At 50.6% G+C, this 14,238-nt stretch carries 13 protein-coding genes and 1 pseudogene; 13 read left to right on the plus strand and 1 reads right to left on the minus strand.

Annotation, left to right across the window (positions count from 1 at the left end):
• Positions 1 to 318 precede the first annotated feature (318 nt).
• A complete protein-coding gene (locus tag DES37_RS11835) occupies positions 319 to 603 on the plus strand; it encodes a hypothetical protein (protein WP_110025896.1) in 285 nt (94 codons plus the stop codon).
• A 427-nt stretch (positions 604 to 1,030) separates the two neighbouring features.
• On the opposite strand, the gene DES37_RS11840 is transcribed toward DES37_RS11835, so the two are convergent.
• Positions 1,031 to 1,288, minus strand: coding sequence for a helix-turn-helix domain-containing protein (locus DES37_RS11840; RefSeq protein ID WP_110025897.1), 258 nt, complete (start codon positions 1,286 to 1,288; stop codon positions 1,031 to 1,033).
• Positions 1,289 to 1,516: 228 nt separating this feature from the next.
• Between DES37_RS11840 and DES37_RS26185 the strand changes: the two are divergent.
• The 12 genes and pseudogenes from DES37_RS26185 to DES37_RS11900 all read left to right on the plus strand — a co-directional run.
• Positions 1,517 to 1,600, plus strand: a pseudogene (locus DES37_RS26185) (hypothetical protein); the annotation flags it as partial.
• A gap of 299 nt (positions 1,601 to 1,899) precedes the next feature.
• Positions 1,900 to 2,757 carry a transporter substrate-binding domain-containing protein gene (locus DES37_RS11850; protein WP_036106673.1) on the plus strand — a complete coding sequence of 286 codons (858 nt, stop codon included), beginning with the start codon at positions 1,900 to 1,902 and terminating at the stop codon, positions 2,755 to 2,757.
• Positions 2,758 to 2,767: 10 nt separating this feature from the next.
• Positions 2,768 to 3,427: an amino acid ABC transporter permease gene (locus DES37_RS11855; RefSeq protein WP_110025898.1), complete on the plus strand. Its 660-nt coding sequence runs from the start codon at positions 2,768 to 2,770 to the stop codon at positions 3,425 to 3,427.
• Positions 3,424 to 4,065 carry an amino acid ABC transporter permease gene (locus DES37_RS11860; RefSeq protein WP_036106685.1) on the plus strand — a complete coding sequence of 214 codons (642 nt, stop codon included), beginning with the start codon at positions 3,424 to 3,426 and terminating at the stop codon, positions 4,063 to 4,065. The genes DES37_RS11855 and DES37_RS11860 overlap by 4 nt, the downstream gene beginning before the upstream one ends.
• A gap of 31 nt (positions 4,066 to 4,096) precedes the next feature.
• Positions 4,097 to 4,879 carry an amino acid ABC transporter ATP-binding protein gene (locus DES37_RS11865; RefSeq protein WP_211320554.1) on the plus strand — a complete coding sequence of 261 codons (783 nt, stop codon included), beginning with the start codon at positions 4,097 to 4,099 and terminating at the stop codon, positions 4,877 to 4,879.
• The gene (locus DES37_RS11870) at positions 4,876 to 6,117 is read left to right on the plus strand and encodes a M20 family metallo-hydrolase (RefSeq protein WP_110025900.1); all 1,242 of its coding nucleotides are present in this window, start codon (positions 4,876 to 4,878) and stop codon (positions 6,115 to 6,117) included. Before DES37_RS11865 ends, DES37_RS11870 begins: the two co-directional genes overlap by 4 nt.
• Before the next feature lie 11 nt (positions 6,118 to 6,128).
• Positions 6,129 to 6,830 (plus strand): DUF1989 domain-containing protein, encoded by a 702-nt coding sequence (locus DES37_RS11875; RefSeq protein WP_036106690.1) that lies wholly within the window; start codon positions 6,129 to 6,131, stop codon positions 6,828 to 6,830.
• A gap of 60 nt (positions 6,831 to 6,890) precedes the next feature.
• On the plus strand, positions 6,891 to 7,484 hold the full coding sequence (locus DES37_RS11880) for a cupin domain-containing protein (protein WP_036106692.1): 594 nt from the start codon (positions 6,891 to 6,893) through the stop codon (positions 7,482 to 7,484).
• Between the two features lie 450 nt (positions 7,485 to 7,934).
• Positions 7,935 to 9,782 (plus strand): M48 family metallopeptidase, encoded by a 1,848-nt coding sequence (locus tag DES37_RS11885; protein WP_110025901.1) that lies wholly within the window; start codon positions 7,935 to 7,937, stop codon positions 9,780 to 9,782.
• 597 nt (positions 9,783 to 10,379) lie between these two features.
• Positions 10,380 to 10,940 carry a fimbrial protein gene (locus DES37_RS11890; RefSeq protein ID WP_110025902.1) on the plus strand — a complete coding sequence of 187 codons (561 nt, stop codon included), beginning with the start codon at positions 10,380 to 10,382 and terminating at the stop codon, positions 10,938 to 10,940.
• Positions 10,941 to 10,986: 46 nt separating this feature from the next.
• The gene (locus tag DES37_RS11895; protein WP_110025903.1) at positions 10,987 to 11,694 is read left to right on the plus strand and encodes a fimbrial biogenesis chaperone; all 708 of its coding nucleotides are present in this window, start codon (positions 10,987 to 10,989) and stop codon (positions 11,692 to 11,694) included.
• Between the two features lie 33 nt (positions 11,695 to 11,727).
• The gene (locus DES37_RS11900; protein WP_110025904.1) at positions 11,728 to 14,238 is read left to right on the plus strand and encodes a fimbria/pilus outer membrane usher protein; all 2,511 of its coding nucleotides are present in this window, start codon (positions 11,728 to 11,730) and stop codon (positions 14,236 to 14,238) included.

The following is a 14,238-nucleotide window of genomic DNA, read 5'->3' on the forward strand; positions in this document are numbered from 1 at the left end:
GCCCCCAGGCAGCACAATATTTATACGGCAGATAATGCTGCAACTGCTTTCCACCGTGAAAAGAGTAACCAAAAAGAGAACCACACTCAGCATGATGCACGGGTATTATCGCTGTCTGAAAAATATACTACAAAAGCCCCAAAAACCATTGCAGCGGTTAATTAACAACATAGTGATTTAAATCAAAATGCATCTCCCCCAAAACGCGGAGAAATACCGTAAAAGACTATTAAAACTTTTCCTGGCGCCAGGTTCTGCTTCTTAGCTGCGCCACTTTGCAAGGCAACTTAAAGATGGATTTAATGTGAGGTTTCGATAATGGAAACTGTGGTACAAGGCTCTAACTCACTGGGTGAATATTTTACTCTGTTACTGGATAAAACCCAGTACGACAAAGACGCTATTCTGAAAGCCAGTTATGGTTTAGCCGAGTATTATTTTGTGCATATTACCAAAGCAACCACTGAAAAATTGGCAATCTCTTTCTATACCAAAAATATCACCGGCACCCCTTTAGTGATTGAGAACGCGGTAACTCTGTTCTTAAACGCACTGCATGCCACCCCGCCGGTGCCATTGCCACTGGCAGAAACCCACCATTGAAGGTGTTCCGGCTAATGGCATACTTTACTTTGCCATAAAGTCACTTTATGCTGGCTCACTACCTGGGGAATATATTAATCAACCACCCAATAATGAATAACATGGTTATTCCCCGGAAAGCGTAACTGCGCCAGAATTACTTTAAAAAAAAGCCCCAGAGCTGAAACAATTCAGCTTATACAATTCGCAACATTCCGGTTGCAATTTCACCCGTAAGATCATCCCCTGTTAATAAACACCGCCGGGCAGTACGTTTTGCCATACCAACGGTATTATTCGGCTGCCGTTATGCCAGCAATGGATCATAGTTCGGTCTGGCAGGTAACTGCTGGCATCTCCAGTTAATATGGCATGAATTAAATAAATTCATAAATTGAGTGCTGCACGCTTCTTATGCATTGACCTGGTAAGCTCGCTTCGACGGCCATTAGTCATCCTCCGAAAACAAGCTATCAATCTCATCCCAATCAGGTAATTCGTGACGTTTAGGTGTCACGTTAAACTGTAAGCCAACCGCATCAAGCAAGCGCTCGAAGATATCGAATGAGCCTGTAAAACGACCATTCTCTATTTCTGAGATAGTGACTTTGTGAATACCGGTTAGCTCCGCGAGGCGCTGCTGGGTATACCCAAGCGCTTTACGTTTCTCGCTGACCGTTTTACCGATTTCCTGTCTGCTGGCCATGTAAACACCCAAAGTTAACTATATAGCTAATAAACTAACTCATAATCACAATATTAGCCATATAGCTAACAATATTTTAAGCGAGACCCATAAACACGAATAACGCCACATCAGACTTATCCAAATGCCCTGTAATCATCCCATGATGCTGGAATGATAGTAGCCAGCCATAAATCAAGTGCTGCACGCTTCTCGTTCATATACTGGCCAGCCTCTTGAACCGTACCAGCTGTAAGGGTGATGGTGTATGCCCACGACTCAATCGGTCTGGGCGAAGATAACCCTACTCACCAGTCTGTGGAGCAACGGGCTGATGCAGCGCGAGGTGGCTATGCGCTGAAAGGCTGTAAAGGCCAGCCGCAGGTGATTTGCATTGCCACCGCCAAAACGCACCATCAACGTGCAAAGCAAGCATCAATATTGTGCACACCGCCCGTTTTTACTTTTTCCTTCTCATAGCATTGTCCGTGGCGGCAATCTTCTTAACTAATTACTTTTCAATTAGATAAAAAAACACCGGTTGTCTGATTACGCCCTGGCACAATTCATGCAAATGTCATTTCGTTCAAGTAACTTTCCTAAAATGAATATCACTTTCAGAGAGCGAAACCATGAAACTGACGCGTTTTTCCTTTGCAGCCTGTTGGGCCATGTTGGTAACCGCCAGCGCCTTTTCTACGACAGCACACAGCGCAGACTTACTGGAACGGATTAAAGAAGCGAAGGTCATGACCATCGCTACCGAAGCCCGTTACGCACCATTTGAATATGTTGAGAACAATAAAATTGTTGGCTACGACGTGGATCTGATGAATCACATTCTGGCTAAGTCGTTGCCGGGCGTGAAAGTGGATCAGTTGGATCTCCCCTTTCAGGGCATTCTGCCCGGGCTGGATGCCAAAAAATTCGATTTCGTTATCACCGCGGTTACCGTGAATAAACAACGTGTGGATCACTTCGCGTTTACCGCTCCTATTGCTGAATCCACCGTCGCGCTACTGAAACGCGCGAAAGACAACAGCATCACCTCTCCTGACGACCTGAGCGGCAAAGTAGTGGGAACACAAACCGGATCCGGCCAGTTGCAGGTGCTGCAGGCTTTTGATCAGAAACTGAAAGCCAGCGGCAAACCGGGGATCAAAGAGATTAAACAATATGTCGCCTTCGACGAAGCCTATGTTGACCTGGCCAATGGCCGCCTGGATGGGGTTGCCCAGTCGCTCTCCAACCTGGGGCCGCTTATCAAAGCCCGCCCGGGTGTGTTTGCCACGCTGCCAGAAATGCTGGGGCCGAAGACCTATTTTGGTTGGGTTGGGCGTAAAGATGCCGACAGCGCTTCACTGGTCAAACTGTTCCAGGACGGCATTATCGAGGCCAACAAAGACGGCACGATGAAAGCACTGCAACAGAAATGGTTCGGCTTCACCATGAATGTTCCGGCAACACCGATGCCAGCACCGGCACTGTGAGTACTGAGTGATGCCTGCTTTTTTCACCCATTTCGCCAGCTGGCTTCCCGCCTTATTGCATGGCGCGCTAACCACCGCAGCACTCTGCCTGGTTGCCATGGTTGCCGGCTTTCTGGTGGGGATTGGCGTCTGGCGCATGTCTGGCAGCCCGGCGCGAGTCTGGCGTGGAGTGGCCCATGGATGGGTCAGTCTGTTTCGCGGTACGCCGGTGCTGGCTCAGTTACTGTTGTGCTTTTACCTTCCTTCGCAACTGGGGCTGAATCTGCCGGTGTTCCTCGCCGCAGCGGTGGCACTGACACTCAACACAGCCGCTTACCAGTCGCAAATCCTCAAGAGCGGGTTTGCCAGTATTGCTCCCGGGCAGTTGGAAGCAGCCGCAATATGTGGGCTCAGTTCCCGGCAAATTCTGTGGCGTATTCAGGTGCCGCAGGTGTTGCGCCTGACACTGCCCTCATTGTTATCAGAACTGATTGATGTGGTGAAAGCTTCTGCCGTGGTCTCTGTAATCGCACTGACTGACCTGATGCGTGTAGGCCAGCAACTGGCCTCATCCACTTACCAGCCATTACAGGTCTACCTGTCCGTTGCGCTGATTTACCTGGCGCTGACCAGCCTGCTGGCCCTGGCTGGACGCCAGGCGGAACGCTACTGGCAGAGGGAATCACGATGAGCGAACTGGCCAATTACCTGCCCGATTACCTTCAGGCTATGGGTACCACATTATGGATAAGCCTGTGTGCAGCCGTGCTGGGAATGGCGCTGGGGTTTGCGTTTAACGGATTATGCCCACATCACCCACTGGCATACCGCTTGTGGCGCGGATATGTATGGATTATTCGCGGCACACCTTACCTGGCTCAACTGGCGGTTATCTATTTTGGCCTGCCTTCTGCAGGCATTATGCTCAGTGCGGTACAGGCCACAGTACTGTCACTCACGCTCTACAGCGCCGCCTACTTCGGTGAAATTTTCCGTGCAGCATGGGGCAGCATTCCCCCGGGCCAGCGCGAAGCGGCCCTGGCTAATTCCATTTCTGGTGTGCGTTGTTTCTGGCATATCCAGGCACCTCAGGCTGTGCGTTTTGCCCTGCCATTGCTGGGTAACCAGTTCATTTTAACTATTAAAGAAAGCGCGATTGCGTCGGTGATTACCGTACCGGAACTCACCATGACCACCAGCCAGATTGTCGCCAACACCTACACCTATGTACTGCCGTACGCCCTGCTGATTGCCAGCTACTGGTTACTGGCGCAAGGCGTCAGCTTTTGCGTGCGCGGCCTTGGCTATGCACTACGTACAGGAGATTAACGTGAGTAATGCATCCGCTCCAATTCTGGAAATGCACCATGTCGGGAAGGCGTTCGCCGGGAATCCGGTGCTGCGCGACATCAACCTGAGTGTTCACCCGGGCGAAATCGTCACCCTGATTGGCCCTTCCGGCTCCGGGAAAACCACCGCGCTGCGCTGCATGAATTTTCTGGAAGCTTACGACCAGGGCGAAGTGCTGATTAAAGGCCAGTTACTCGGTTATTCCGGTAACCTGCGCGGTAAAGCGCACACCGACAGCCCGGCGCTAATAGCAGAGGTGCGCCGCCCGCTGGCCATGGTATTCCAGCAATTCAACCTGTGGCCGCACATGACGGTGCTGGAGAATGTCGTCGCCCCACTGGTGCTGGGCAAAAAAATGCCGCGCCACGCAGCAAAACACGCCGCCATGACAGCACTCAACCAGGTGGGTATGGCGCAAAAAGCCAGCGACTGGCCGGTACGGTTATCCGGCGGTCAACAACAGCGCGTAGGCATCGCCCGCGCCCTGGCGCTGGAACCCGAACTGCTGCTACTGGATGAACCCACTTCAGCACTGGATCCGGAACGTGTTGAAGAAGTGCTGGATGTTATCCGCAGCCTGGCAAAGCAAGGTATGACCATGGTGATGGTGACCCACGAAATGGCGTTTGCCGCCCATATCTCTTCTCGCCTGGTGTTTATGGCTGATGGCTACATAGTGGAAAGCGGCAGCCCTCGCCAGCTCTTTACTCAACCAGAAAGTGAGCGCTTACGTATATTTCTGGCACCACTGTTCCGCCGCCCTTTGCAACCTGAAGAACTGGAGTCGCTATGATTTCCTCCCCGAGCCTGAGTGCTGCTCAACACCTTGATACTGACTGGCTGGACAGCCTGCTGAGCAAGCTCTCACAATTTGGCGCACTGGATAATGGCGGTGTGGACCGCCAGGCACTGAGCGCTACCGAACTGGATGCCCGGGCCTGGCTAATTGATGAAGCCCGCTCGCTGGGTTGTGAGATTTACACCGACAGCGCCGCGAACCTGTTTTTCCGCCGCCCGGGCAGGCAAGACCTGCCACCGGTGACGACCGGTAGCCATATCGATACCCAACCCGGTGGCGGCAACTTTGATGGTTGCTATGGCGTACTGGCGGGCCTCGCCTGCCTGAAAGCGCTGAATGACGCAGGCATCACTACTGAACGCCCGGTGGAAGTTGCCATCTGGACCAACGAAGAAGGCAGCCGGTTTGCCCCCGGTGCCATGGGTTCCAGTGTGTTTACTGAACCAGACACCCTGGCGGCATTTCTGAACGTTACCGGGGAAGATGGCGTGACCTTTGCCCAGGCACTGGAGTTACACCACCAGCGCTTCCCAGGCCTTGCCCAGCGGCCCAATCGGGACATGGCCGGCTTTGTGGAATTACATATTGAGCAAGGCCCGTTACTGGAACACCTTGAGTTACCCCTGGCGGTGGTCTCGGGCATTCAGGGGGTTCGCTGGTACCAGGTACAGTGCCAGGGCGAATCTGCCCATGCAGGCACCACGCCCATGGCCTTGCGCCAGGATGCCATGCAGCTTGCCCGCAACGTAGCCAGCGCCATTGAAGCCAGCACATTAAACCCGGGCGATGACGCCCTGCGCCTGACATTTGGCCGCTGGCAGGTTACCCCGAACGCGGTCAATACCATTCCGTCCCGGGCCAGCTTCACCCTGGATTTCCGCCACCCGGACCCGGCAGTACTGGCACAGTTTGATGCCCGCATAGCCGGGCTGGCTGGTGACCGGGTCAGTGTGGCGCCGCTGTTATCCTGTGAACCGGTGGTATTTGCACCGCAGATAAACCAGGTGCTGAACGCCACAGCCCAGGCACTCGATATTCCCTGCACCGGGCTTCTGTCCGGCGCATTCCATGACGCCATGCATCTGGCCGGGCACTGCCCCACCAGTATGCTGTTTGTTCCCAGCCACCGTGGCATCAGCCACAACCCGGCTGAATACACCGAACCTCGTGCGCTGCATACCGGAGCCCGTGCTCTGGCAGGTGCGCTTACCGAGCTTTCTGATACTATTTAAGGAGTTACATAATGACTACCACGACCCAATACCCGGAATGTTGTGCAAAAGATAATGGCGATGCGCTGGGCATGAATGCCACCGCAACCTCCCCAATTTCGGTTGACGGCACACCAGTAGCTGGCGAGTTATATACCATTCCTCCGCGCTGCGGCCGGGCCGTAAAACTGAAAAAAGGCCAGGTGATTAAAATTATCAACACCCCGGGCAGCCAGGTGTGCGATACCTGGTTCTTTAACAGTGACGACCTGAGCGAATTCGCTTCCATGGAGCACACCCGCGCGTTTATCGATAAAATCATTCCCCAACCAGGCGATGTACTGGTAACCAACCAGCGCCGCGCTATTGTGACACTGCTGACCGATACCTCACCGGGTGTGCACGACACCATGATTGCCGCCTGTGACCTGTTCCGTTATTCCAACATGGGGATCACGGAGTACCACGACAGCTGTGCAGATAACATGCGTATGGCGCTGAACGCCATTGGCCTGCGTGCCCGCGAAGTACCGCAGCCCCTGAACCTGTGGATGAACACGCCGGTCAACCCGGATTACACCATTTCCTGGCTGCCCACTGTCAGCGCACCGGGCGATTACGTGGAAATCCGCGCTGAACGCGACTGTGTGGCAGTAATGTCCGCCTGCCCGCAAGACATTGTGCCTATCAATGGCTGTTCACCGAAGGAAATCCAATTTACAGTAGCAGGATAATTTTTTTTGTTTTGGCCTGCCTGGGCAGGCCTTATTCATTAACTGGCAACCCATTAGCCCATGAAAAAAAAGACAGACCCGAAATCAACAGGAACGCCTGCCAGCCTTGGTATGCGGTTACGCCATGCCCGGCTGGTCAGGGAAATGACACTCAAGCAACTGGCAAGCCAGGTAAACTGCTCTGAAAGTTTTCTCTCCAAGCTGGAAAATGACGCCGCCAACCCTTCACTGACCATGCTGCACCACCTGGCAAAAACCCTGGAGACCAGTGTTTCAGACCTGATGTCGGAAGACTGGGCGGGAGATTCCCCGGTGATGAAACCCGCGCAACGCCACCGTAAACGCTTCCTGCAGCGCAACAAAAAAGGGGGAATCGAGCTGGAGAACCTCACCTGGCACCACAAAGGCGGGTTGCTACAGGGTGATATCCATATCATTGAACCTGGCGTGAAAAGCGATGCCTTAATTGAACACCAGGGCGAAGAAATGGGTTATGTGCTGGAAGGCATATTAGAATTGCGCATTGGTGAAGAAACCTGGCAACTGGAAGCCGGTGATTCATTCTACTTTCCCAGCCACCTGCCTCATGGCTACAGCAACCCCGGCAAAAGCGTTACTAAAGTGCTGTGGGTAAATACACCAGTGACATTCTGACCAGGGGCTGGCTTAGCCCCTATGTAATGGTGGTGTATATTCATAGCAAAGCACCGCGGCCAGATATAATTATTCGCAAATATTTTTATTAAAATACACTTCAATAAGCGCAATCTTAATTTGCCCCTGGCGTGGCGCCCGGCACCCTTCACGCCCGCCAGCACACAGCGAAAGTATCAAGCTTCCAATACAATATAAAGCAAGACAAAAACCTTAAAACATACAAGCATAACACCACGAACCAGAACAAAACGCCAAAAACCAGACAAGCAGCTTCACTACGACCGACCACTACCAATTTCTGTTGGTCATATTTTTTCCCCTGCCACGTTATAATCACCTGCTTTTCAAAATAATTTTAACTAACTGGCTGGGAATTATTCCCTGCTGCACGGCTACATCTGTTCTGTATAGCCGGATTATATTTTTCTGTGACAAGGAAACACCACGATGAAAAAAGGATTTAGCAAAATCCTTATCTATTTATTGCTCACGTTATTTGCCATACCTGTGGCCACGCTGATGTTGTCGGAATATGCCGGGTACCAGCTGAATAATGAAATTACTGAAGCAATACTGGATAACGCACGCCAGAACAACCAGGACCTCACCAAAGTAAACGCATTTCTGCAGGCACACCCGCCACGCAGTGTATGCGACACAGTTACGCCAGACCTGCTTGAATATAAGCATGCCGTCTGTAATGGCAACGAGCTGTGGCAATTCGAAACCATGGACAAAGTGATATTCTTAAGCATGGGTTTGGGGCTGGTGTTTTTAGTTCTGGTTGGTGTGCTGGGTGGGGTTGCTTTTATCAGCCCGGGCGCCCAGGCATGGAGCCTGCGGCTCTCGCGCCCGGTACTTATTTTTATGAGTTTTGTGGAGGTTATTGTCCAGGGCGGGTTGCTGCTGTGGTTTACCTTCTGGATCTCCGCATTCTTTACCGACAAATATTACCCCAAAGCTATTTTCGCCGTCGCTCTGCTGATACTGGCCGGGTTGTTCTATATGGTAAAAGGGATTTTTCGCCGCATCCCCTTTGACAACCAGGTGGAAGGCGCTCAAATCAGCCGGACACACGCCCCGGCATTGTGGGCCAGAATGGATAACCTTGCCTCGCGCCTTGGCACAACTGCACCAGACCATATTGTGGCCGGGATTGACGCCAGTTTTTATGTCACCGAAGTTCCGCTAACCGTGAAAGACCGCAAACTGACCGGGCGCACGTTGTATGTCAGCCTGCCGTTGTTGCGCCACCTGACACCCGAACAGGCTGATGGCGTGATGGTGCATGAGTTAACTCACCTCCACCAGGGGGACAGCGCCACTAACGCCACACTGGGGCCGAAAATACAGCGTTTTGATTTGTATATCTCAACCATGAAAGATAACCTGGCGACCTTGCTGGTGTATTACCCTCTGGCGGTATACCGCACCTTATTTGAGCTTGCCTGGCAGCGCGACAGCCGCCGCCGTGAGTTTATTGCCGACAACAAAGCAGCACAAATCGCCGGGCCTGCCACTATTGCGCAATCCCTGGTGAAAGTTTCCGCCTATTCCGGTTACTGGGGCGAGGTAGAAAACGAACTGTTCGCTCAGGATGAAAAGCACGAAAACAGCCTGCAAATACGCCAGACCATTGCACAAGGGTTAACACAGTACGCCCATTCAAACGGGTTCAGTGAGATGATCCGCCGCCAGAATGTGCCCCATCCGTTTGATTCTCACCCGCCATTAAGTGTACGGATGAAAAATGTCGGGTATGAAATCAGCAGCGACCAACTGGCTGCAGTCGCCACCCACGTGCCAGAAGAGAGCTGGGCAAACCTTATTCCGGATGCGGAAGAGATTGAACAGGCATTATGGCAACGTTACGAGCACGAATTCTCCAGCGCTCATGAAGAAAGCCTTGCCTGGCGTTACCGCCCGGAAGATGCCGCCCAGACAGCACTGGTAGAGAAATATTTTCCACCACAAACTTATACGCTGCGCAAAGGCAAAACCATCACCATTAGCTGGCAGGGCATTACCGAACCCAAACACGGTGAACTGTTGCGCTGGGAAGATATCAGCACCATGACTCACGACACCCGTTGCTGGATTGATTACCTCGCCCTTAACTTTGAGAAAACCCGTACCAACAAGCGCAAACGCCTGACCATTTACCTGCCAGGTATTGGCAAACAAATGGACGCGCTGAATGAATCACTGGGGCGTTACTGGGTTCGCCACCAAACCATGTGCGAGTACCAGCGCACGCTGCGTGAAGAACAGCACACCACCACAGCGGATGCCTGATGCAGGCATTGTGCCAGGGGGTTCCCTCTGGCACTGTTCCGCCAGGCTGCGGAAGTCGGGTTTTGTGGTGATTAGGGGTTGGCGAAAATGAAATACCGGGTATATCACCCCGGCATCACACGTATCTTTCCTTTTATCCCTACAGATAACCCAATATCTCCCCCCACCTTCCCTTCTATATTTAATTCCCAGACTGTACAAATTTCATCACTATTTTTAATTTTTTGTTAATTAACTGTTTTAATATATTAAATTAATGCTAAATCCAATTCTGAACACATTAATTCGCTTTGCAAATGACAAATTTAACCCACTTTTTAACGCGAATGAGATATTGAACTCTTCTGCAAAAAACCACACAAAACAGATACAAAACCTATATAAAAGTTAAAATACAGATATTTATAATTAAATTTCATATTTAAAGAATATTTAAATTTGTTTTTTCATGTTTGCATGGTCTTATATTCCGGCAAGACGAACAGGACTTGTGTTCAGCAAAAAAGGACAACTGGCGCGACGCAGGGAACCTCTGGATAAGCCTCACGCCAACACATTACAGCTATACACGAAACAAATTGGAAAGAGATGAAAACTATGTTTAAGCAAACAGTAATCGCAGCAGCAATTATTTTCTCTGGCGCTGCATTTGCTACCGAATCAACTGGCGTTGCCGGGGGTACTATTACTTTCAACGGTTCTGTATCTGATACCACTTGTGATGTTACCACTAACAATGGTTCTGATTTTACCGTAAACCTGACTCCGGTAACCCTGGACGATATTAATAGTGCTACAGGCGTTGTTGCTGCCGGTAAAAAAGATTTCACCATGAGCCTGAAAAACTGCTCTGCAGCTGACGACGGTGCCACCACGCTGAAAATCACCTTCAGCAGCAGCAACCTGTCTGATGATGGTAAATACCTGAAAAACTACAGCGATGGTGGTGCAGACGGCGTGGGCATCGCCCTGACTTCTGATGGCTCTACGCTGGTTCCGTTTGACAGCGCATTTGATACTGGCCTGAGCTCTACTGAGGTAGCCAGCACCAATGGCGCGACGGTAACCATGTACGCTAACTACTACAACTTCGGTAATGGCGCAGCCACCACCGGTAAAGTGGTTACCGACGCAACTTACGCATTCAGCTACGATTAAGGCGCTCAAACCGGGGGCCCCTTCCCCCGGTTTTCTAATACCGATTATGAAAAAACTCCTGGTTCTTTTAACTACCGTTTTATTTTCTCAAACGGTACTGGCAAGTGTTGTTATTAATCAGACCCGTGTTATTTACCCGGCTGCGGCGAAATTCGTTTCCGTACAGTTAGTCAATGACAGCGACAAGACACATCTGGTGCAATCCTGGCTGGATAATGGTGATGCTTCGGCCGCACCAGAGAAAATAAAAGTGCCCTTCACGATTATGCCTCCAGTGGTAAAAATGGCAGGCCATGCCGGGCAAACTTTAAAAATATCATCCATGAATACCACGCCTTTGCCGAAAGACCGCGAAAGTGTGTTCTGGCTTAACGTACTGGATGTTCCGCCTATTCCTGAAGGCAGTAACGATAACTATTTACAGGTTGCCATTCGTAACCGCATTAAGTTGTTTTATCGCCCTGAGTCTTTAGCCGAGCCGGATAGTTCTGTCGCAGAAAAAATATCAGTGTCGTCATCTGCCGGGCATACCTGCCTGAAAAATGACTCACCTTATTACATGACGATTCCCCAGGTTGTCACCTGGCAGGGAGGGGAATTAAAACAAATCCGCAAAGATAATTTACTGGCAGAGACCGCGTTTATTGCGCCATTTGGCTGCACAAAAGTGTCAGACAAAGTCCGTGCTGGTGGGCATTACCGGATTACCTGGCTTGATGATTTCGGTGCAAAACGGTTCAGCACCATTAACTGATTATGGTTGTTGATTACTCTGGGTTCATTTCTGATGAAAAACGAATTTTTGTTTCGTAAAAGCTTGCTTGTCCATGCCATTAGTCTGGCGGTGTGTGCATTAAGCGCCACGGATGCTCTGGCTGAGAGTTTTAATAATAGCTTGTTGGTGGGTAACTCGGCAGAAATGGACTGGAGTAATAAGTCACTGGTAATGACACCGGGAGCTTATGACCTGGATGTCTATGTTAATAATGTCTGGCGCGGCAAATTCAACGTCATCGTTGGCAGCAATGCAGCTAATTCACTTGAAATAAAAAAAGATGATATTGCGCAGCTGGATATTCAGGAACTGGATGATGTACTGAAAAGCCAGCATGAGGATATAGTTGATATTAACACCCTGCTGCATGGTGGCAAAAGTAACCTGAAACCAGGCGAATTGCGCCTTGACCTGGAAGTCCCTCAGGCTTTCGTAAAAACCCAAAGCCGCAACTGGGTTGCACCCGAAAAATGGGATGAAGGTATTAATGGCGCTTATACCAACTACAACCTGAACTATTACAATTTTCATGGCCTGCAAAAAGGCTATACCAACAGCGATAATATCTATCTGTCATTAAGCAGCGGGCTCAATCTTTTTGGCTGGCACCTGATAGATAACTCATCCTGGATGCGCTACAGCACGCTTAATAAAAGCTACTGGATCAATACCACTCGCTACATTGAAAAACCCATTGCGGCAATAGGCGCAGTGCTGCGTGCCGGGCGGGCTTATACCGCATCGGACTATTTTGATACCGTACGTTTCCAGGGGGTAACCCTGCGCAAAAGCCGCCAGATGCTGCCAGACAGCGAACGCGTTTACATGCCGGTAATTACCGGTATTGCAACGGGTACGTCGGTAGTGAGTATTTACCAGGATGGCCATATTATTCACCAACAAACCGTTCCTGCGGGCCCGTTTGCCATTCGTGACTTAATGCCTACTGGCTCACGTAGTGATTTATCTGTTGAAGTAAAAAACAGTGGTGGCAGCATTGAGCGCTTTGTCGTCCCGTTTTCTTCTATTCCGGATATGCTGCGTCCGGGCACCAGCGACTACCAAATTAACCTTGGTAAAGTTGATATCCGTGGTGTGGATGATAACACCGGATTTATGCAGGCCAGTTATTCACGCGGGCTGAATAACTACCTGACAGCCTCTGCCGGCACTACGTTAAGCAACCATTACCAGTCAGTTATTCTGGGCAGCGCTGTGTCGATCCCTTATATCGGCTCGCTCTCTGGCTCACTGGAAGAAGCGCAGTACTCACTCCCGGGCGACAGCCGTACTCATGGTGAAAAATATTCTATTTCCTGGAGTAAGTACTTCCCGACGCAAACCAATATTTCACTGGCGTCTTACTATTACCGTACCCAGGATTACGCATCGTTCAGTGATTTCGTGCAGATGCGCTCGAATGTCCAGACATACGGCTACAACACATCAACCATTAACAGCAAACAGGCGTTCAGCGCAAATATCAACCAGACATTACCAAACGGCTTTGGCCGCCTGTCGTTATCTGCTTACTGGCGTGATTACTGGAAAAACCGCCAGACCAGCAAGCAGTATAACTTTACCTGGAGTAATACCTGGAAGAGTGTGAACTACTCCGTTTCCCTGCGCCGTTCTGAGGTTTCCCAGTCTTATTACGACTATGAAACCAACTATGAAGGCAACATGGTAAGCGCCCTGCGGTCCAGTGGTAAAACAGAGAATAACCTCTATTTTACTGTCACTGTTCCCATGACAATTTTTGGCAGTGGCGGCAGTGTTTCAAGCCACGCCAGTGTACAAAACGGCAAATACTCCTCTTCTGATGTCAGTGTTAGTGGTAATGCCAAAGACGTGGATTACAGCCTGATGCTTTCCCATGACAGAGAAGGTAATTCGCGTTCGGCAGACCTCTACACCAGTTGGAAGAACGACTACACCAGCCTGAACAGCGGCCTGACCATGGCGCGTGAATACCGCCAGGCAAGCCTGGGCGCCAGTGGTAACCTGCTGGCCTGGCGTGGTGGTGTGCTGATGTCGCCAGAAAGCGGGCGTAACTTTGTGATTCTGGAAGCTCCCGGGGTTGAAAATGCCACAGTAAATGGCAGCACCAGCACACGAACTAACAGCAAAGGCATCGCACTGGTTACCAGTGCCACTGCTTACCGGCAGAATAACTTCCACCTGGACCAGGATGGCACTCAAAGCAGTGATGTAGATTTACTGGGGAATATGCTCAACATTGCCCCGTATGAAGGCAGCATTACTTACCTGAAATATAAAACAGACACCCGCAAGCTTTTCACACTGGATGTTCAGGATGCACAAGGCGACCAGCTACCCTTTGGGGCATTTGTCTACGACAACAAAAAGCAGGAGCTGGGCTTTGTCGCCCAGGGTAGCCAGATATTTATTAAATCCGACACTATGCCGGACACCATTACAGTAAATATCAGCAAAGGCAAAAAGAAACAGATGTGCACCATTACACATCCAACTGAACACGGCATTAATACCTGCCGCTAA

The organism is Mangrovibacter plantisponsor, assembly GCF_003182475.1.
Taxonomy (GTDB): Bacteria; Pseudomonadota; Gammaproteobacteria; order Enterobacterales; family Enterobacteriaceae; genus Mangrovibacter; species Mangrovibacter plantisponsor.

Coding starts and splice junctions, on each gene's coding strand:
- DES37_RS11875 (WP_036106690.1), top strand. CDS start 6,129: ATGACTACCACGACCCAATACCCGGAATGTTGTGCAAAAGATAATGGC.
- DES37_RS11840 (WP_110025897.1), bottom strand. CDS start 1,288: ATGGCCAGCAGACAGGAAATCGGTAAAACGGTCAGCGAGAAACGTAAA.
- DES37_RS11895 (WP_110025903.1), top strand. CDS start 10,987: ATGAAAAAACTCCTGGTTCTTTTAACTACCGTTTTATTTTCTCAAACG.
- DES37_RS11890 (WP_110025902.1), top strand. CDS start 10,380: ATGTTTAAGCAAACAGTAATCGCAGCAGCAATTATTTTCTCTGGCGCT.
- DES37_RS11900 (WP_110025904.1), top strand. CDS start 11,728: ATGAAAAACGAATTTTTGTTTCGTAAAAGCTTGCTTGTCCATGCCATT.
- DES37_RS11855 (WP_110025898.1), top strand. CDS start 2,768: ATGCCTGCTTTTTTCACCCATTTCGCCAGCTGGCTTCCCGCCTTATTG.
- DES37_RS11835 (WP_110025896.1), top strand. CDS start 319: ATGGAAACTGTGGTACAAGGCTCTAACTCACTGGGTGAATATTTTACT.
- DES37_RS11885 (WP_110025901.1), top strand. CDS start 7,935: ATGAAAAAAGGATTTAGCAAAATCCTTATCTATTTATTGCTCACGTTA.
- DES37_RS11860 (WP_036106685.1), top strand. CDS start 3,424: ATGAGCGAACTGGCCAATTACCTGCCCGATTACCTTCAGGCTATGGGT.
- DES37_RS11880 (WP_036106692.1), top strand. CDS start 6,891: ATGAAAAAAAAGACAGACCCGAAATCAACAGGAACGCCTGCCAGCCTT.
- DES37_RS11850 (WP_036106673.1), top strand. CDS start 1,900: ATGAAACTGACGCGTTTTTCCTTTGCAGCCTGTTGGGCCATGTTGGTA.
- DES37_RS11870 (WP_110025900.1), top strand. CDS start 4,876: ATGATTTCCTCCCCGAGCCTGAGTGCTGCTCAACACCTTGATACTGAC.
- DES37_RS11865 (WP_211320554.1), top strand. CDS start 4,097: ATGCACCATGTCGGGAAGGCGTTCGCCGGGAATCCGGTGCTGCGCGAC.